The sequence below is a fragment of the Paenibacillus sp. Soil724D2 genome (genome assembly GCF_001427935.1).
In the GTDB taxonomy this organism is placed as follows: Bacteria; Bacillota; Bacilli; order Paenibacillales; family NBRC-103111; genus Paenibacillus_E.
Map to the genome: position 1 here is coordinate 13,061 of NZ_LMRY01000033.1, position 20,703 is coordinate 33,763.

The window sequence follows — 20,703 nt, forward strand, 5'->3', positions numbered from 1 at the left end:
TGCACCTCCAGTAACCGTTATATGCCTTAATTCAAACCGTACTTTTCGATCTGAACTTTTGTTAAATTAAATTCTTCTTGAAGCTCAGTACGCATATAAGAAGGACGTTCTTTTGCAAACTGTCGCAGGCTTTCCACATTATCTTCCCATTCTGTTATGCTGCCACCCCATTTTTCCAAGTGTCGGCCCATCTCTGGTTTCATTTGATTGTAAATCTGATCAATGACTGAGAGTACCCGATTTGGTTGAAATGTGTTCTGTAAATGGAAGGAAAAACGCGTTAAAAACAGATCACGAAATTTTTCATTCTTTAAAAGCTGTTGAAGTATTGCGGGAGAAAGCAGAAGATCCTTCTCCTTAATTTTTTTCTTACTATTCAAAATGCGATGAAGAGAAGGAGTCGCAGGATCACCGAAGCTCTGATCGGTGTCATAGACAATCCATTTCCACTTGCTTCCGTCTTCGGATGTTCTCCAGTATCGAATGTTATGATCAGGCCAATCTACGTTGGCGATGAAGGTTTCTGAGATATGATAATCGATAAAATTGGTGACATCGATTTGGCTAGCAACATAATCGTAGGACTCCGCTAGTTTGAGATCGTGGTTTTGAATGTAATTGATTAACGACAAATAACTGGTATTACTTCCATGCTTGACGATTGCATCTGATTCCAGAAGATTAATATCTTTTTCATCGACTTGATGGTGGGAGGCAAGAAAAGACTCGTCTATTTTTTCGCGAAGATCATGTATTCCCCAATATTGAGCGTTCAGATAAACCACGACAGGGCGATAGGCTTGGACATCCAATCCGGAGTCTTTCAGTAACGTAGCTACTAATCCGTCAAGGAAGTGTGTACGGTTAAAATCTTGACCTGAGTTTCTTAATATAATAGCATGCATGGGCGGAATATTCTGCCCGTGAAATAGTGATGCGTCTATTTTTTGACCGTTTTTTTTGCCCGAAGATAAAGCTAAAGCTTTTTGTGGAAGTGCCCGTGTATTGCCTCCGAATATCTCAGCAGTGAGGTCACTTTCTAACCGAAGTTCACCATTTGTTTCGAGAAACTCAAGATGAATAGGAATCTTCCAGTCCTCCCAGAAGTTAGCGCCTTGGTAAGGTGATTTCGATGAGGCTTTTGGGCCTTTCACGTAAATCCCCTTTTGGTTCGACCAAAGGTTGTCGGGATCGGTAGAGAGTGAAAAGACAGCTAAAGATTGTGATTGTCCAATGAAATAAGTTGCGGTAACGACAGTGCTTGATAACTTATCGGATAAATAAGTTCGAGCCTTTACGACCGTTGTTTCTTTAATTGTTATAGATTCTTTGTATACTGGAGAAGCTTTAGTAGGCTCAGAACCATCTAGTGTATACCGAATAACTCCTTGCTTCTCTGAAGCATCTAGAGCCAATAAGATACCTTCTGCATAAAATCCACCAGGTATTGAGAGTCGCGGTGCGGATACACGCTCCGACAAAGTTGATGGGATGTTTTGCACGGCATTCGGTGGTCCTTTTTCGTCATTAGCAGGGAATAACCACAAGTAAACGAGAATCCCGCCTACGACTAAACTGATTAAGAGAATGAACCATTTCATAGTTAACTTGGTCATAAAAGCCTTCCTCGGTGAGCAAGTCTAGTTAGAAAATTGGTTATTCGACATTGTACACCCGCATACCATGATAGATGTTATCAGATACATCCGTGTAATCATCGAATGGAATTTGTTTGTTTCCTTTGCTGTCCTTGACAATGACTCGCCAAAAATAAGTACCTTTTGTCAACCCATTGACATCATAGTGTGAACCCTTTAGCCCTGGTTGATCTGCAACTAGTTTGGTAAATTGGGGATCCTTGCTTATTTGAAAATCATACGTTAATTCATCACTTTGTAAATCAAAAGATTGATCCCAGTAGAATGTCGTTGTATTGTCTTTGACCTCGGGGTTTCCGAGGAAGATGGGCATTGGGTTTTCTAGTGTTTTATAGTAATTGTTTTTTTTCAAATCAGGTAGATTAGTAAGTCGGTTATATTCACTTTCAAAGAATTTGAAACCACCTGCTGGTAAGGTATTAATATCAGGCTGATTATTTACAAACTTGGAAACGATGGGGTGATAAGAATTAAGGAAAGATTGGGTTTGCTCTTTCGTAATAATTTTCGATAATTCCTCAATTTTATCATTGAGTTGTTTGACGTTAGCAGGATCTTTGAAGAATCTTCTCTGTAATAAGGAATCCCAATAATTGGCGATACCAATTGACCAACTAGCGCGTAATCTAGCTTCTTTTGGACCTTGGCCGTACCAATCCCACCCGCCATCATAATCCCAAGGTAAGAAATACCAGGTTTCTGAATTTGATGGACTATACAACATAAAATTCTGATTAATTGTATCTGTGTTATCGAATAAAATGTTAGTAGCCATCCATGTTAAGAAATTATCTCGGTTGAAATATTTATTCACAGTATCATTAATATTTTTTGAAGTATCGTTGACTTCATCAAGCATATGCAATAATTTGGTATGGTTTTCACTGCCGTTGATTTTCAATATTTTTTCGAATTCTGACTTATTGTACTTAGGGTCATTAGTTTCTACTAGAACATCAGGATATCTTTGAAAAAGAAAGTTATTCGCTTTATATAAGTTTCCGTTTGGGTCTAGTCCATGATATTTGAGAAATGTCTTATCTGGCTGCTCAATATCTGTATATAATCCGTAATCAACGAATTCTTTGTCCGGAACCTTTGTTGTCAAATCTTTAATTTTCAATTGGACAAAATGGGTGCGAAGACTTGACATGTTAGGAATAAGTTTTAAATAATCAAAACTTAGTTTATTACGTACCCGGGACAATTCAAAAGCATGTTTATTGAGATTTAAGATTTTATGTTCTTGCCATAGCCCAGCTTTATTGTTTAATTTAATTTTATAAGACTTTTGGTTAGCGGCACGGGTAGAATTACCTCGAATTTCAAGAGTTGCATTGGCCGTTTTTTCACTATAACCAAGACCTCCCTTAATCGGTCCTACCTCATCACCTTCTTGAATGATTACTTCTACTTGTGGATCGGCTTCTCCATCGGGCAATCGACCGCTTGTGTTATTAATTTCCGTAAAAGAAAATACGGGTTTATTTTTGGAAGAGCCACTCTTCATGATGGTTACGTACATAATATGAAGACCATCTGACTTATCTAATTCGTAGATGGCACGGCTTTCTTTCAAATCTACTGTTTTGGAAGAACTAAGTGGAGAATCTTGACTTACAGATAAGCCTGTTGTGCTTTTCTCTTCACTTGCTGACTTGCTTCCCAAACAGCCTGAAACCAACAGGGTAATAAGGATTAAGGTTATCGATAGCTTACTCCATGTATATCGCATGACAATCTCCTATCAGTTATTGAAACGAAAACGGTTCATTAATTTTTTAAAAATCGTTTTATTCTCTTTTACAACTAAGGGTTGAGCACAGAAAGTATAATAATCAATATTTTTTAGTATATAAAGGAGCCTCATTATTGCCATACCTACTGCAACTGCAGCAGAAATAAGAAGTCCTAAGCCATGATGACCTGTTGTAATAATGATAGGCGTCGCAATCAAGTTAGCTATCAAAAAGAGCGATGACGTGAGAAGCGCGCCTTTGCGGTCATCGAAATAAAGCAACAACAGAACAATAATATACATAAGAATGTATAAACAATCACCTAGTACCAGAATGTTAAAAGAGTCGATTTGTTCGGCAGTTTGCCCTAAATTCGGTAAAAACTTGATGCCAATCGCCATAGCGAAAAGAGAGAAGAAGAGTTGGATTTGCATGATGAAACTTAGCTCCTGTAGGAGCACATCGTTCATTTCTTTCTTGGCACGTGCGATATCTTGAATCGTTCCGGAGCCCAAAATAACCGAATAGTAGCTTCTGAATTTCTCATAGAATGACGTTTCTACAGAGACAACAAAAATAACCATTGTCGGTATGACGGATAAGAAAGCAAAAAAAACAGGAACGTCATAGGAGGGGGAGAATCGAAAAGTATCACCGACGGTAATGCTCATTTTGCTTCCCCAGTAGATAAAGTTATGCACATAAATGCCGAGTGTAGAGATGAAACCAATTGCAAAAACGGCAGGTAATTTAGTAATATACCTTAAAAAGTGAAAGTATCTTGTGCCACCTTGAAGGAAATACCCTTCAATATGTGTCATCAGTAGAATTAATGTAGTAAGGAATCCAATATCCATGGCAGCGATTGTGGCATAGGCCTCTTGAATACTTAACACTTTGAGCAAAAGAACTCCACTTAAGATGGTTACAATGGCTCCATAGAAAAAACTTTTGACAATTCGTATATAATCTTTCAGGGCGGAAACATAAACCGTTAATAGCCAAATAATAATTAGTTCCATAAAGAGCAGATATTCCGCAATTTTAAAGGTGAGTGAAAGAGGAGAGCGAAGCAAGAATGCAATTCCAACAACTCCCCCAATTAATAGACAAATGGACATAACGCCGTACAAAGAAGGAAGCAGATCTTCATATTTTTTCTCATATAAACGATCAGCAACATAGCGAGAAAGCAACATGACAAATCCGCTAGTAAGAAGCAGAGAGAATATAAAAGCGTACTGTGAGCCAGCTAAAAATAATTCTTTCTGTGCAAAGGGCATATTTACATAGCTCTGCAATTTTTGCATGACAGCTACCATGACCATGCAAAGCAGCATTGGGCCAATGGTAACTAATGAGGAATAGGCGTAAGCCCGGATATTAGTGAATAAGCTTTTTTTCCGAAAGAGTTTTCTTAGTTCAAACCCGATCCCTGCCATATAGACTCCTCTCGTAATCGTTATAAATATTTCTATAACCTTCGATGAAACGATCCCTTGAATAGATTGCTGAAACTCTTCGTTTGCCGTTGAGACCCATTTGCTCACGAAGTTGCTTATTCTGACATAAGGAGATGATTGCCAAACCAAGTTTCTCGTAGTGCATAACAGGCTCAACGATGCCAGCAGGACCGAAGTCATCCTGATTACCGTAGAGTAACTCACGACAACTTCCTACATCTGTCGTAACAAATGGCTTACTTGCTGCTAGACCTTCAAGCACGGCAAGAGGTTGTCCCTCGCTAATACTTGTAAGAACAAGGATATCCATCTTTCCGATATACTCACGAACATTAATACTACCGGTAAAAATAATATCTTCTGTACCAAGTTCTTGTACTAGCTGCTGGCACTCTTCATAGTACTCCTCATCCTCATCGATTGGTCCAAAGATATAGAATTTCGCATTTGAAATAGTATGTTTGACCAAGGCAAAGCTTTGAATCATAGTTTTAATATCTTTAATAGGAACTATTCGTACGACAGCACCGATGGAGATCTCTGTGTCATTCTCTTTCTGCTGGAGAGAGTCATAATCACTAGACTGAACACCATTGGGGATTATTGTTATTTTATTGCCGTCGCATCCAAGCTCTTCTTGAATTTCTTTGTTACGGTTGAACAAGGAAATTACTTTGTCAGTGTACGAATAAGCACAGTTAGATAAATTATAGAAATACTCAATCCAAACATCCTTGAAATACCCTTTTACCCAGTCAGCTTTAATAATTTCCTCTTCCCGCTCTCGGGTGTAAATACCATGCTCGGTAAGCAAGAAAGGCTTGTTATAAAGGTGCTTGCCAAGCGAGCCAAGAACACCGGCATAACCTGTTGCGACACTATGGTACAGATCAGCTTCAGGCATAGGATTACGTATTGTTAAAAACAAAGGAAGAACCATGGAACGCATAGTCCAATACATTTCGGTAAACGGCGTCTGTGAGTAACGAAGATTACATACTTCGTACATGATGTCGAAGAAATCTTTACTGGTCAAGAATTCAGAAACAGAATTAATCCGATCACTAAGCAAAAAGTTGAATAGGTTTCCCCAATCAATTTTCTCGCCAGCTAGAAACGAGTAAAGTGTCTCGCGTTCACTTTTGGAAATCTTATAGCGTTTCCCCCATATTTCTTCCTCATTAAGAAAAGTATCTAGGAAAGTTTCTCTTATCTCGATGACATTGTGAGGCAAAGCATACTTAAATTTCCCGCGTGATTTCTCTTCAGCACCGATGACATAAAGTATAAATTCATGCTCAGGCATATTCGTGATTAAACTATGAATCCAACTTGAGACACCACCAGTAATATAGGGGTAAGACCCCTCAGCAAGGATACAGATTCTCATGATTGATCTCCCAATTCTATGGTAAAATGTGCTGCCTTGGCCTGCACTATATAAGTGTTATTATCAATTAAGGTAATGGAGCAATGATCCAATCTACCGATCTTACTTGTCGTACGTAAGATATAATTGAGCTCACCATGAAAGTTATTCACGTATCCATCGATCTTGTTCTTATCTTTCTTGAAAACGACTTGGCTATCTAAGTAATCCTCGAATGCAGTTCCAGCATCTGAGGCCGTCATGGGACGTAACCATTTATATTTATCGTAAATAATTTCCATTATTTGATCGAATTCTTTGAACAACTGATCCCATGATTTATTTTTAGTTCGTGCAGGATCCAATACATCGTCAGGATGAATAAAGTGCGAGAAGACACCAATAGATGTAATTGCATTGAAAATATCCCAATTCGTTACCTGGTCAAAATGATATCCGGAGGAAACACGTGGAAGTTCAAGAATGCCATCTGCGCTTCTACTATACTCCTGAACATAAGATTTATCGTAGGGGTCTTCGCTATAGATGGAGGCTATAATTTTAAGATCAGGGAGCGAATTCTTAAGTGCCTCTCTACCTTCATCACTCAAAACATTGGAGGGTGGCACGTACGTACGCAATTTGTATTTGGGATAGATGTCTGCAAAGTATTTACGTGCTTCAGAAATGGATAATTCCATGTCTTCTTGTGATTGCCAAAGCTTGTACCCAAGGGAAAGAGAGGTTGCGGTAGATTTGGAATAATCGGTAACCAAAGATTGATGGTTATATCCATGGAGACCTAATTCACCGCCTAGCTTCAGGACTTCCCTGCCATATATAATTAAATTTTCTTTTTCTTGACCTTGTGCAGTGTTGAAAGGTGGTTTAATTGAATTATTATAATTTTCGATAAGAACTCCTGTGTAAATAACCCCTCTATTTTTGGCTATTTTGATCATATCAGGCCACCAAATGTCACGATAAAACCGTTGATTATCTCGACCATACTCTTTGTATATTGTGTTTTCCTTCCCGTTTCCAAAGGGAGCAGGAAAATCATCAATGTAAGCAACCTTGGTATTAATAATGGGGTAGATAAAATTATCATTGATAAGACTTAGCGCCCCGGCTATGAGTCCACGGCTAGTTTTTTCTTGAAGTGTAGAACCGTTGAAAACTAAAAACTTTCCTTTTCCATAGGTATAACCCCACATTAAGGGGTTATTTTTATCAGTTACAGCATAGATCGTGCTGTTATTGTTGAGCTCAAAGAAGATCATTGCATTCTCGATGAAGTCTCCTTTGAATTCCATTCCTTTGCCTTGTATTAAAATATTAGATGTTAGCTTAATTCCTTTTTCGTTCACATAGGGGCCTATTGAATTGATTCCAAGTTTACGATAAATCGTATACAAGCTGTCGCTAACCAAAGGACTTTCGGCGAATAAGACACGCCCTCCGTTGTCGACGTATGTAATAAGAGCATCTAATTTTTTAATTTTTGTTAGATCCTGCAGGGCAATAATGATGGTTTCAAAGCCTTTAGTCGTGCCATCAAACGCGCCGATCTCCATGCTTTGAGGCTTTTTTTTCATATAATTAATAGTATTCTCTACATTTTTCGCCAATCTCGGGCTAACTATTTCTTCTTGGTCGTAAAGAATGAGGAAATTCTCAGTATTTATTGCGTTGAATTCTTTTGGGTCCAATGCATTGTATGAGGAAGTATCCGCAGTGGAAGTGATGTTATTGTTTTTAGTTAACTTGAATAGAAAATCGGAGCGTACGGTTTCAAGTGAGATCCCTAGAACGACTATGACGAGTACTACAATAATAGTCGTTCTTTTAAAATAATCAAAGGTTTTCATTCTTTATACTCCTGACCAGAATCGGACAATATTCAAAGCTTGGTTCGACAAGCGAATGGGTGAATTTTTTAAGCCGTTTAAGCTGTCTTGGAACCGTTCATTATTTCTCAATGTATAATGTGTTTTCATTGAAATTAAGTACGGTGTTTCACTGTTAGGGTGTGCTTGATGAAAGCTCTCACACATACTCCTTGCTTTGTCAACATTACCTATTTCTAGGTCACATTCAATCTTATCGACAAAATAGGCTTCCTCTTCTGTATAAATAGAAAGCAGACTTTCTAACACTTGAGAATAAGTGTGCTTAGTCTTTATGACTGTCCGTTCATCCAAAAAGCCACTTGTAAGATAGTTCTTAAGTACGTTTACATAAGGAATTAATGTTTCTAAGTCAAATTTGTTTTCTTCGTATTTGACTGAGAATTTCTGTTTAGTAAGCATAAGCTTGCGCTTAATTTCCAATACGGCTGTAGCCGCGTAATGTGAGGTTTCTGTATCTTCGTTTTCTAATGCTTTTTGGAGAATGCCGATATATTCAATCGAGTCATTCTTTAAAGCGTCGATCAGCATACGACGCTTTGTAGTTGTATCATTGAGTAACAAGGCTTCTTCAATAGGAACGATATTAATCTCTTTTTTTATGTCAATGCGGTTATAAATACCGAGAGTTGAGGTTTGAGCAGAGATATCCTCGTCCGAGTAAGAGCTAAACGAATCTTGTGATTTTCTTTGTAATGTCCATGAAGAAAAGGCAAGCATTAGAGCTCCTGCAAAGGGTAGCAAGATAATGATAGCAAGATGTGTTATTGCCCGCTCTCTAGTATAGTTTTTAATATATTTAATGATGTAAGTCACGACGATGAGTAAATAAATGCACAAAATGATGAGTTCAAGCATAAAGTAACTCCTCTTTCACGATGATAGGAATAATGCCTGATTTCGTTATTCGCTCAGTAACAATGGCAGCATCTTGTTTCTCTGAGTTCGAAAGAATGATGTAGTATCTGCCGTCTGGACCTTTTCCTATAACATCCGTTTCACGCAAGAATGAGCTTACTTTATTGGATAATTCCTCGATTTGAATGTCTGAATTGGAAATGACAAGCAGTGTAAATTCAATATTCAACTTAATTTTTGTTTGTTTTTTGCTATCTAGAACGGTTAAGAAGGACTCTTCGTTCAATACATCCGTTCCCTCGATGTAGCGCTCGCTTTGTGTTGCTTCCAGATAACGATGAGCTTTGAATAACGAAGAAGAGATCAGTTCTACAGCAACTTTAAATAGATTTTGATAGTATAGCGTGAAATTCTCAAACGGCAGATGATGTAAGCTGACGACAGCGATGATTCGATTGTTATACATAATTGGGGCTGAAAGAACAGGGATTGCTTGATCTAACGCTTTATTAATATATAAACTCTGGCTGTCAATTAACTGTTGTAGATGTGGAAAATCTGACACTTTCAAAGATTTAGGCAATTGCATCTCAGTAACTTTCGATTTGGCAGTTAAACGCAGGAAATTACCATATTTGTTAATGGAGTAGATGGAGATCGATTTAGATCTCATAATTTGTTCTAGGACACTAATAGCCGCGTTGAAAATTAATTCCGGCTCTAAGCTATCTAGCTCTTTTGTAATATTATAAATTTTGCCGAAGCTATCTTCCGTATTCATAATTTGACTTTGTAATTCTTCTTTAACAAGTCGAGTGTCATTATAAATTTCACTTAGAAACTCATTTCTTTCTTCACTTGCAACTGCTTCGATTTTAGCTGTTTTAATCTCACTATTTTTACGATCCACGGTATACCCGACAACGATACCAATGAAGAGGTAAGCAGCTAGAGTTACCATACTTTGGGAATCGTAAATAAAGGAAATTAAGTCCCGTCCATTATAGAGACTCATCCCAAGGAAAAGAAGAGAAGACAAGGCAAAGGAAAGAATAGACTGTCTAGTGCCATAGAGCATACTGATGACGAGAATGTAAATCAGCTTGTAATCCAATTGATAACTTTGAATATCGGATTGTGTTCCTATTGTTAAAGCAGTTACGATACCGAAGGCGACAAAATTCTCGATGTAGGGGAGAGCTGGTTTAAGGAAGGAAAATAATCGTCTGGACGATTTTTCCTTCTTCTCTCGTGGGGGTTTTTGTTGCTGAGTAGCAAACCATTCATAAGTTTTGGTCAATCCCTCTTTGAGACTATACATTGGCACCCAATCGAGTTGACGTTTGACCTTCGTATTATCTAAGCTCGAGCGATAGATATCCCCTTTACGTGCTTCGCGGTAAACAACACCTTTAATTGGGTGAAGTTCTTTAAAAATGCCAAGCAGTTCGTTCACACTTTTCTCCGTATTTGTAGATAGGTTAAGAACTTCTTTATATTCCGCATCTACTCCTCGATAGATAGCGTCAGCGACATCTTCTACATAAATGAAATCACGGGTCTGATTACCATCGCCAAAGACGGTAAGCTCTTGATCTTTAAACATACGTTCTAGATAAATAGAAACGACGCCACCTTCTCCGATGGTACCTTGCCTAGGACCATATACATTAGAAAACCGGAAACAGAGGGTATCCAAGCCATATAACTCTGTGAACTTCTTACAATAATACTCACCAAGCCATTTGTTCATCCCATAAGGAGAAAGTGGATTGCAATCCGCTTCTTCATTAATTGGCGTATGTTCATTCATGCCATAAACAGCAGCAGATGAGGCAAATATAAACTTTTTCACGCCATATTTAGCTGAAAGGTTCAACATATTGTTTAAGCCAAGAATATTTGATTTGGCATCCAGAAAGGGATTCTCTAAAGATGTAGCAACGTTGATTTGTGCAGCTAGATGAACAACAACATCAAACTTATGACTATTAAAAACCTCTACACATTTTGAACTCTCAACATTTAATGAATATAATTTATAAGGTGTACTCAAGTTCTCAGGATTTCCTGAGGATAGATTATCTATGATGAAAATTTGATGCCCTTCTTTGTAGAAGCGCTCGGCGACATGGGATCCAATAAAACCTAGACCGCCTGTAATTAATACTCGCATTTGTAAACACCCCATAATTTCCATTTTTAATATTTAGACCCATAAAAGTAGTTCTAAAAGACTATTCTATGCTGTTTTACGACGAAAAACAACATAAATATACAAACTTTGTTGAATCTTTAGATTGATTTTTACAAATAGTTAATATTTTGCGAACTAGCGTGATATATCTCGCTAATTGGTTGATTTTAGAGTAGAATACTGTCCAAATAACTGGTTGAAAGGCGATATTAATGAAGCGCAAATATAAAGTTATAGGAATTTTGACAGCCCTATCCTTGATGACAGTATCAATCACCCTTGTGAGTGCAGAAGTTAAAAAGAGAGAGACAATTAAGTTTTCGCCTACAGAGATAGGCAGTGTTTTAAACAATCCCTACATGGGATTTGCTCCTGATGCACGCTGGGGTCCTTATCAAGAGCCTCATCGCCTTGTTTTCTTTGACTTTACTTGGAGGGAATTAGAGGCTGCAAAAGGAATATATGCATTCGACAAGCTAGAGGAAAAGAATCAATTTAAGCGTTGGAAGAGTGAGAATGTAAAGATTATCTTCCGCCTAATTTTGGATGATACTTCGGATACTAGTCATATGGATATTCCAGATTGGTTGTACGAGGAAATTGGGGAAGAAGGCTCCTGGTATAACACAAGTTATGGAAAGGGTTTTAGTCCTAATTATGAGAACAAAAAGCTAATAGAGGAACATCGGAAGCTGATCCAAAAATTGGGTGAGAGATACAACCATGATGCTCGAATTGCTTTCGTTGAGGTAGGCAGTGTAGGACATTGGGGAGAGTGGCACACAAAAAGTGGACAAGGTGGAGTTTCAGAACCATTTCCTAAAGCAGCTGTTACCGATCAGTACGTAGAGGCATATCTAGGGGAGTTTCCGGACAAACCTCTGCTGATGAGAAGGCCGCATGAAATAGCAAAATCGAATCATTTGGGTCTATTTAATGATGTGTTTGGAGATAAACAGGAGACCATGAGTGGTTTTATCAATTGGATTCATAACGGGTATACATCGTGGCTAACGGAAGAGAAAATGCCAGCTATGCCGGAACATTGGATATATGCACCGAGCGGCGGAGAGTTTGCATACTCCGAAGACGAGAATAAATATATAGCCAACAATGCAATCGATGAAACCATTGCACAGGCAAGGGAGAGCCATACCACATGGCTAGGTCCCAATTTACCATCATTTAAATCATATAAGGGTAAGTATCAAGGGAATGTAGAACGCCTTTTGAATACAATGGGGTATCGATATGTTCTCAAGACAGAGACGCATCAAACAAAGGTAAAGCCAAACGAGAAGCTTGTTGTGAATATGGTTATGGAGAATAAAGGAGTTGCACCCTTCTATTTCAATTGGCCACTCGAACTATCACTGGCAGATGCAGAAGGAAAGATAGTTCACCGCGAAAGCGTCCAAGTTGATATTCGCAGTTGGTTGCCTGGCATACAAAAGTCCACTTTAAGTTTAAAGATCCCTGCAACGATACCAATAGGTAAATATACATTATGCGTTGGCATCATTGATCCTGAAAGCGGCAATCCCGGCATTGAGCTAGCGATTCAAGGGAAGCGGGAGGATGGACGTTATTCTTTGGGGATAGTAAATGTACAATAAGCACTCTTAATAGGTGAGGTCAATTTGAAATTGAACATATTTATAATTGCTTAGATCGTCAGTTGTGACAAGGTTAGCTACCTTAGTCTCGCCTTGCTTCAGGTCGAACAGGTAGCCGTCAGAGGTACCAAGCAATCGTTCCTTTTGATCAAAAAAGCTAGCCTTAAAGTGAAGACCGCGGTAATTAACGTCTTCCCCATTCCAAACATCGGTGGTAATTTCCCAACCAAATTCTTTATTTACTAAGGACAGATTGGAAAAGGTAATACCGTTTTCTTTATATACCGTAGAAGCATCAGTTAGCATACGACGATGTGAAATGATATTAATTGTACGTGTTTTATTATCCCATTCGACATTAGCGCCGAACATTTCTGCTATAGAACGTAAAGGGACATAGCTGCTATCATCTATAAGTTCAACGCTGGAATCTACCGATTTCCCGTCGACAATAATACGAATATCGGAGACGGCATGAACACCAATTGTAGTTCCTAACCCAATTGCAAGAACAAGTATACATGAAAAAACGACCTTCCTTTTCAATGCAAAAACTCCTTTATTTTACTGGTGATTTTTAATCTAATTTAAATAAGCCTATCATTTGGGAGTAAAAACTACAAATTTTTTAATAATAGGCATTTAGAACTATAGAATTGTCGACCTTTTTTGATTAATGTGAATTTATAAAACCGAAAAGGCATACCTTGGGAAATCAAGGGGCGCAAAACTATAGGGGCTTCCTCTTCCGATGAAGAGTTGCCAGCCAGTTGCCGAAGCTGACGAATTCGTGGACCTTGCGGATACCGTACTTCGGTATCCTATTTCTTTTTATAATAAAGAATGAGGTGTTGACGATATGGATGTAATGAAAAGAAGTAAATTTGGTTTTCTAACGTCAAGTGTATCTATAATACTGGTAAGTATGATGATCTGGGTGCTGTTTGCAACTGGCTTTTCCGCTACTCCAGTTCAAGCTGCAGGTGGAAACACTTATTATGTATCCACTTCAGGGAATGACAGTAATGCGGGTACATTAACTGCTCCGTGGAAAACCATTCAGAAAGCAGCAAATGTACTTATTCCAGGAGATACTGTATACGTTAGAGGCGGCACATATCGGGAGCTAGTCACGATTCAAGTATCAGGTTCCGCAAGCGGAGGCTACATTCAATTTCTGAATTACGCCGGGGAAACTCCTATTATTGATGGTACAGGCTTAACACTAACTAGCTCCAATCAGTCGTTGTTTTATTTGTCAAAATCGAGTTATATCAAAATCGTTGGTTTCGAGCTAGCGAATCTAGTCGCTTCCAGTAGTTCCTCAGACCCGGCAGCAATTCGAGTAACAAACGGAAGTACAAACATTCAAATTCTAAATAATAACATCCATGATATTAAGAATACGGCCAGCAGCGGTAATGCACATGGTATACATGTACTGGGAAATACTACAACGGCAATAACTAGCCTTACGATAAGCGGTAATGATATACATGATCTTGTCACGGGTTGGAGTGAATCCTTGACGTTAAGCGGAAATATTGATGGTTTTGAAATTACGCACAACAAAGTTCATGACAATAATAATATTGGTATTGAGTTAGCGGGATTTTACGGGGCGTGTGCCAGTTCGTGTGTGGATCAAACACGCAATGGAAGAGTTGCCGAAAATACCGTCTATCATATTGATTCTTCCATAAACCCTGCGTACCGAGGTGTACACGCTGCTGGAGGCATTTATGCAGACGGTGCGACGAATATCGTAATAGAAAAGAATCATGTGTATGGCAATGATTTTGGGATCGAACTTGCAAGTGAGAATGCAGGTAAGATGACAAGCGCTATTAAAGTGCAAAATAACTTGATTCACCATAATTATGGAGCAGGTTTAATTATGGGTGGTTCTTCTTCTAGTAGAGGCGGGGCAAGTAATAATATCATAGTAAATAATACCTTTGTAGAAAACGATACCCTCGTACAAGGGTATGGAGATATAGGTTTTCAATGGAATATGGTAAACAACAGTATAAAAAACAATATCATTTACAGCCAATCGCAAAAAACCATGATAAGCAAGACAAACACAAGCGGCTCAGCAAATGTCCTGGATTATAACTTATTCTATACAACTAGCGGAATGGATAAGGGTGTATGGAAATGGCAAGGTATCACCTATACAACGTGGAATTCGTATAAGACTGCCACAGGTAATGATGCTAATTCCGTATTTGATGACCCTAAATTTGTAGACAAGGCTACGAATAATTTTAACTTGCAGGAGGGCTCTCCAGCTATTGATAAAGGATTTGCTGGAGCTTTCCCCAATGCAACTGATGATTTCGCAGGATCAGCTAGAATACAAGGTGCTACCATCGACATTGGTGCTCATGAGTTTACTGCACGATTAATACCTGCGAATCCGGTACCGAGCTCATCGTTAGTTATAGATGGGAATTCAACAGATTGGGATGCGATGCCTCTTCTAAGCAAGGGTACTTCCAACGCGATGGTGCTAAAAGCAAAAATTGATAACTCCAGCTTGAACTTGCTCGCTCAATGGAGCGGCACAGCTACCAAACACCAAATCTATTTAAACACGGATAAGAATTCAACTACTGGATTTATTACTTCCAATTGGAGCTCGAGCGGAGCCGACTACTTATTGGAAAATGGTTCATTATATCGTTACAGCGGAACAGGCGGAACCAATTGGTCGTGGACGAAGGTAGCTAATTTTCAAGATACGAAAAATTACATTGCAACAAATGGCGTTCTTGAAGTTTCGATTCCATTAGTTAGTTTAGCTGTAGCAGATGGAAATGCTATTCAAGTGGGATACATCTTGAACGATTCAAAGATGGATAAACTCCCGCAGACAGGAACGCTTATCACGATAAGTAGTAGTGAACAAATACCAGTATCGACACCAGTACCAACACCAGTACCAACACCAGTACCGACACCAGTACCAACACCAGTACCAACACCAGTACCAACACCAGTACCGACACCAGTACCAACACCGGTACCAACACCAGTACCAACACCGGTACCAACACCAGTACCAACACCAGTACCAACACCAGTGCCGACACCGGTACCAACACCAGTGCCAACACCAGTACCAACGCCAGTGCCAACACCAGTGCCAACACCGATACCGACACCAGCGCCAACACCGATACCGACACCAGCGCCAACACCGGTACCAACACCAGTGCCAACACCGGTACCAACACCAGTGCCAACACCGGTGCCAACACAAGCCGTTATAACTGTTAATGGGAGTGACAGTGATTGGAGCAATGTAGAAGTATTAAGCTCTGGAAGCTCAAAAGTCAAAGTTTTGAAGGCTTCAAACAATTCGACGAATTTTTACCTGCTTGTTCAGGGGAGTAGCTTAACAAGTAAAAGTCAAATTTATATAAATGCAGACAACAATGCAACCAGTGGCTTTTCTGCGAAAAACTGGAGCTCAAGCGGAGCTGATTATATGGTAGAAAACGGAAGTTTATATCGATATAGTGGAAATGGTTCAACTTGGTCATGGACTAAAGTTACTAGCTTCGTTAGCAAAACGAATTATGCCGTAAACGATACGGTAATTGAGATTGCCATTCCTCTGAATGAATTGGGCATAAGCATTGGAAATACGATTAGTCTTGGGTTCCTTTGGAGTGATTCAACAAGCAATCAGTTGCCAGCAACTGGAAGTATGTCGACGTATGTATTGAAATAAGCGAAATAGAAAAAGAAACTGCTCCATGTCTAAAATGACGGGGCAGTTTCTTTTTTAATTATTACATAAGCTAAACGAAACGATCACGCTTGCGCATGGATCGTGTTCAGCGTCGTACGGTCACTCGCCTGTACGAGCTTGATGAGCAGTTCCTTCGCGGCGGCGTAGTCATCCACGTGAAGAATGGACGCGGATGTATGAATATAACGCGCGCAAACACCGATGACGGCAGAGGGAATGCCGCTGCCTTGCACGTGCACCTGTCCGGCGTCTGTCCCACCCGCCGAGATGAAGTACTGATACGGAATCTTGTGCGTCTCCGCCGTATCGAGGATAAACTCGACCATCCCGCGGTGGGTGATCATCGTGGGATCAAAGATACGCAGCAGCGCACCGCGCCCTAGCTGCCCAAAAGCATTGCGGTCGCCGGTCATATCCCCGGCGGCGCTGGCATCCAGCGCGTAGAACAAGTCCGGCTGGATGAGATTCGCAGCCGTGCGTCCGCCGCGCACGCCAACTTCTTCCTGTACGGTGGCACCGGCGTACAGGACATTCGGGAGCTTCGGCCCGCCGTGAAGCTCTTTCAAGAGCTCAATCGCCAGGCCGACGCCGTAGCGATTGTCCCAAGCCTTGGCCATAATCCGCTTCGGATTGGCCAGGGGTGTGAACGGGCAGATGGGAACAATCTGCTGCCCGAGACGAATGCCGATGCGCTGTGCATCGGCTTTATCTTCAGCGCCGATGTCCACATACATCGTCTTGATGTCTGCGGGCTTGCTGCGTGACGCTTCGTCCAGCAAGTGCACAGGCACTGAGCCGATCACGCCGATGATCGGCCCTTGATCTGTCATAATCTGCACGCGCTGCGCGGGCAGTACTTGACTGAACCAGCCGCCGAGCGGCTGGAATTTGATTGTGCCATGCTCCGTGATGCCGGTCACAAGGAAGCCGACCTCGTCGAAATGGCCGGCCACCATGATCTTAGGACCTGTCTCATCGCCGCGCAGGACACCGAACAAGCTGCCGAGTCCGTCCTGAACGAACTCGTCTGTATATTTCTCCAATTCACCGCGAACAAACTTGCGGATTTCTCGTTCAAAACCGGGTGCTGCTTGCATTTCAGTCAGCGTCCGAAAAAGCTCTAACGTTTCTGTATTCATGTGGGGTTCCTCACTTTATCGAAATAGGCTCTAGTACAAATCTGAGATCTATTTTACCATAATGGAGAAAAAAATGGATTTAGGGCAATTCCCCTCTTTACAAAACTAATATCATTAGTTATTATACTAATATAAATAGTAAACGGGAGGCGTTATTATGAAAATGACACGTATCGGTTCTTTGTATCAACTGGCTTTTATGCCAAGATTTTTTCCGGTGAATTGTTATTTAGTGGAGGAAGAGAATGAATTAACGCTAATTGACGCGGCGCTGCCGTTCAGTGTCAAAGGGATTCTTCAAGCAGCAGAACAGATTGGAAAACCGCTCACTCGCATTGTCCTTACACATGCACATGGAGACCATATTGGGGCACTTGACGGTTTGAAAAAGGCGCTGCCGAATGTTAAGGTCTATATCTCAAGAAGAGATGCCAAGCTGCTGACGGGCAGCAAAGAATTAGAAGCTGGCGAACCGAATTCGCCGATTAAGGGAGATGTTCCTAAGTCTGTACAGACGAAGCCTGATGTACTTCTGGAGGATGGTGACCGCGTAGGATCGCTGCAAGCTGTATCAGCTCCTGGGCATACGCCAGGGATGATGGCTTTCCTAGATGTGCGCAGTCGGGCATTGATTGCTGGGGACGCTTTTCAAGTTCGCGGCGGCGCAGCGGTCTCTGGTGTTATGAAATTCTGGTTTCCGTTCCCAGCCATGGCGACGTGGAATAAAGAAGTGTCGCTTGCGAGCGCGCGCAAGCTGAGACAGCTAGAGCCAAGCCTTTTGGCCGTCGGACACGGACGAATGATTGAGCAACCGATTCCAACCATGGATCGCATTATAGAAGAAGCAACCAAAAAGTTTCATACAGATGCAGCAACAATTTAGAGACAGAGAAGAGGAACTTCCGTGGCATACAGACAGGGATTAGATGCAGAGACTGTGCTTCAAGCAGCAATTGAAATGGCCGATTTACAAGGTGTTGAGCAGCTGACACTAGCCGCATTAGCTGCTAAATTGAACGTGAAAACACCATCACTATACAATCATATTAAAGGCTTGCCTGATCTCAGAAAGCAGCTTTCCCGACGCGGCCTTGTACTGATTAAAGAAGCGATGGTCGAGGCTGTAATTGGCAAAGCCGAAGATGACGCGCTGCTGGCAGCAGGCTTCGCTTACGTCATGTTCGCTAGGAAACAGCCGGGATTATACGAGGCAATCTCCTCATTGCCTGACTACGAGGATCCTGAGTTGAAAGAGGCAGGAAGCCAAGTTGTGCTTTTCTTGCTGCGCATTTTAGAGCCATATGGACTCAGTGAAGAAGATGCACTGCACGTGGTACGCGGATTTCGGAGCATGGTGCATGGCTTTGCCTCACTCGAGCATAGAAACGGTTTTCGAATGGAGCTGGAAAAAGACGAAAGCCTGCGGCGTTTGCTTCAAACGTATTTAAGAGGATTGCGAATAGCGGTAAAATGAGAATAAGCGCGAGGGGCTGGTTGGCCTTTTGCGCTTTTTTAGTTTGTATGTTTTCGAATAGGGGGTAAACGAAGGTTAAGGTCCTATTTAGCTTGGTTAGCTATTGTGTTGTTGTAATTGAAATCCCCGAGAAACATGATAGTTCAAGTTGTATTTTGTACAACAATACACCTGCCTTACGCGGGAGCAGCCTGTCATTGTTGTATTTCGTACAACAATTTGCTCTTAAAACGATTATTTCTGAGCAATCCGCACCAAAATGTTGTACACCGTACAACAAAAAGCCAATTTGTCCAAAGAACCCACCGAATTGTTGCACAAAATACAACAATTCGGTGGGTAAAGGATGTACACGCACCACCAACACGATAATCCAAGTTGTTTTTTGTGCAACAATAGAACTGCCTCTTGTTAGAGTAGTCTGCCATTGTTGTATTTTGTGTATTTCATATAACAATTTGATCTTAAAGCGCCTATTTCCTTGAATCAACTAAAGCATGATGAGCTGTTCAACGTTCAATTACATTTGGTACAACAAAATAGTGGGAGCAAAGTATATATTTTGCTGATCAAACTATTTGTATGGTGCGTAACTTATTTTGACAAACTCACTCATCGAAAAGAAACGGCTTAAGCCAAATATCCTTGCTCCAAGTTGGGTTTCGTGCAAGCCTCCACCTGTAGGCCTGAATCCACAAACCCCATATCAATCGCACGCCATAAATATAACGAGGCAAAGCTGCGATAAGGCGCCCAGCTCGGTGCAACTTCGCCTAGATAGTTACCGTCTTTGCGATCGGCAAGGGTATGCAGCCATTTGGCCGCACGCTGGAGGCCGGCATCGCCAATCGACATGACATCGGGTCTGCCTAATGTGAAAATGAGGAACATTTCCGCTGTCCAGGCGCCGATGCCTTTGACACTTGTGAGCTGTTTGAGCAGCTCTGTGTTTTCTAAATCTTGCAGCTTGTCGAGTGCCACCTCGCCGGTTATCACCTTTGTACTGAGGTCACGGATGTAACGGATTTTGGGATAGGAGACACCGCATTGCCTGATGGCCTCCTCTTCCACAGCGAGCACAAGCTCAGGCGTGACGTTCGGTATAACGAGCTTCACTCTGGCTTTAATCGTTGCAGCCGCTTTGGCAGAGAGTTGCTGGGAAATAATCGACATGACGAGCGACTCAAAGGGCTTGTAGCTGGGTGTGAGTGTAAGATCACCAATCAGTTCAATGAGGCTAGCTAGTTTGCTGTCTGCTTGGGACAAGGCTATTATCGCAGGATGCATTTTATTCAATAGTATGGTAGTTACCTCAGGTTGGATAGATTGGCTTGACTGCTCGAATTCCGTAGTTTCCATGACTTGAAAACCTCCTTAGGTTTAGTATCTCCATCATAATGGTCAACAGGCTATTAGGCCTAGTAAAGTTTGTAAAACAATTTATTACTGATAGACAAGCTTATCCAATTGTACGCACTTTTAGTATAATGAAGATAAGATAGTAATAGAAGGGGATC

General features: G+C 40.8%; 14 protein-coding genes and 1 riboswitch. Of the genes, 4 read left to right on the forward strand and 10 right to left on the reverse strand.

Annotation, left to right across the window (positions count from 1 at the left end; genetic code table 11):
* Positions 1–26 precede the first annotated feature (26 nt).
* Genes ASG85_RS24165 through ASG85_RS24195 form a run of 7 tightly spaced genes read right to left on the reverse strand, consistent with a single transcriptional unit; the run spans position 27 to position 11,173 of the window.
* Complete coding sequence (locus ASG85_RS24165; RefSeq protein ID WP_057302770.1) at positions 27–1,616, reverse strand: CotH kinase family protein; 1,590 nt, start codon at positions 1,614–1,616, stop codon at positions 27–29.
* 40 nt (positions 1,617–1,656) lie between these two features.
* Positions 1,657–3,393, reverse strand: a complete 1,737-nt coding sequence (locus ASG85_RS24170) for a CotH kinase family protein (RefSeq protein ID WP_057302771.1) — start codon at positions 3,391–3,393, stop codon at positions 1,657–1,659.
* A gap of 12 nt (positions 3,394–3,405) precedes the next feature.
* Positions 3,406–4,839, reverse strand: coding sequence for an exopolysaccharide Pel transporter PelG (pelG, locus tag ASG85_RS24175; protein ID WP_060647958.1), 1,434 nt, complete (start codon positions 4,837–4,839; stop codon positions 3,406–3,408).
* Positions 4,820–6,250: a GT4 family glycosyltransferase PelF gene (pelF, locus tag ASG85_RS24180; protein ID WP_057302773.1), complete on the reverse strand. Its 1,431-nt coding sequence runs from the start codon at positions 6,248–6,250 to the stop codon at positions 4,820–4,822. The genes pelG and pelF overlap by 20 nt, the downstream gene beginning before the upstream one ends.
* Positions 6,247–8,100, reverse strand: coding sequence for a DUF2194 domain-containing protein (locus ASG85_RS24185; protein WP_060647959.1), 1,854 nt, complete (start codon positions 8,098–8,100; stop codon positions 6,247–6,249). The genes pelF and ASG85_RS24185 overlap by 4 nt, the downstream gene beginning before the upstream one ends.
* Before the next feature lie 3 nt (positions 8,101–8,103).
* Positions 8,104–8,997, reverse strand: coding sequence for a hypothetical protein (locus ASG85_RS24190; protein ID WP_057302775.1), 894 nt, complete (start codon positions 8,995–8,997; stop codon positions 8,104–8,106).
* Positions 8,990–11,173, reverse strand: a complete 2,184-nt coding sequence (locus ASG85_RS24195; RefSeq protein WP_057302776.1) for an NAD-dependent epimerase/dehydratase family protein — start codon at positions 11,171–11,173, stop codon at positions 8,990–8,992. The genes ASG85_RS24190 and ASG85_RS24195 overlap by 8 nt, the downstream gene beginning before the upstream one ends.
* A gap of 233 nt (positions 11,174–11,406) precedes the next feature.
* On the opposite strand from ASG85_RS24195, the gene ASG85_RS24200 reads away from it, so the two are divergent.
* The gene (locus ASG85_RS24200; RefSeq protein ID WP_060647960.1) at positions 11,407–12,810 is read left to right on the forward strand and encodes a DUF4832 domain-containing protein; all 1,404 of its coding nucleotides are present in this window, start codon (positions 11,407–11,409) and stop codon (positions 12,808–12,810) included.
* Positions 12,811–12,816: 6 nt separating this feature from the next.
* On the opposite strand, the gene ASG85_RS24205 is transcribed toward ASG85_RS24200, so the two are convergent.
* A complete protein-coding gene (locus ASG85_RS24205) occupies positions 12,817–13,356 on the reverse strand; it encodes a copper amine oxidase N-terminal domain-containing protein (protein ID WP_057302778.1) in 540 nt (179 codons plus the stop codon).
* Positions 13,357–13,499: 143 nt separating this feature from the next.
* Positions 13,500–13,588, forward strand: a riboswitch (cyclic di-GMP riboswitch).
* Between the two features lie 81 nt (positions 13,589–13,669).
* Between ASG85_RS24205 and ASG85_RS24210 the strand changes: the two genes are divergently transcribed.
* Positions 13,670–16,552 carry a right-handed parallel beta-helix repeat-containing protein gene (locus ASG85_RS24210; protein WP_060647961.1) on the forward strand — a complete coding sequence of 961 codons (2,883 nt, stop codon included), beginning with the start codon at positions 13,670–13,672 and terminating at the stop codon, positions 16,550–16,552.
* 83 nt (positions 16,553–16,635) lie between these two features.
* Here ASG85_RS24210 and ASG85_RS24215 read toward each other — a convergent pair whose 3' ends face one another.
* Positions 16,636–17,712, reverse strand: a complete 1,077-nt coding sequence (locus ASG85_RS24215; RefSeq protein ID WP_057302780.1) for a M42 family metallopeptidase — start codon at positions 17,710–17,712, stop codon at positions 16,636–16,638.
* Positions 17,713–17,869: 157 nt separating this feature from the next.
* Between ASG85_RS24215 and ASG85_RS24220 the strand changes: the two genes are divergently transcribed.
* Positions 17,870–18,595 carry an MBL fold metallo-hydrolase gene (locus tag ASG85_RS24220; protein ID WP_060647962.1) on the forward strand — a complete coding sequence of 242 codons (726 nt, stop codon included), beginning with the start codon at positions 17,870–17,872 and terminating at the stop codon, positions 18,593–18,595.
* 21 nt (positions 18,596–18,616) lie between these two features.
* Entirely contained in the window at positions 18,617–19,186 is a 570-nt protein-coding gene (locus ASG85_RS24225) for a TetR/AcrR family transcriptional regulator (protein WP_156396774.1), read from the forward strand.
* A gap of 630 nt (positions 19,187–19,816) precedes the next feature.
* On the opposite strand, the gene ASG85_RS24230 is transcribed toward ASG85_RS24225, so the two are convergent.
* Positions 19,817–20,545: a DNA-3-methyladenine glycosylase family protein gene (locus ASG85_RS24230; protein WP_235550211.1), complete on the reverse strand. Its 729-nt coding sequence runs from the start codon at positions 20,543–20,545 to the stop codon at positions 19,817–19,819.
* Positions 20,546–20,703: the final 158 nt, after the last annotated feature.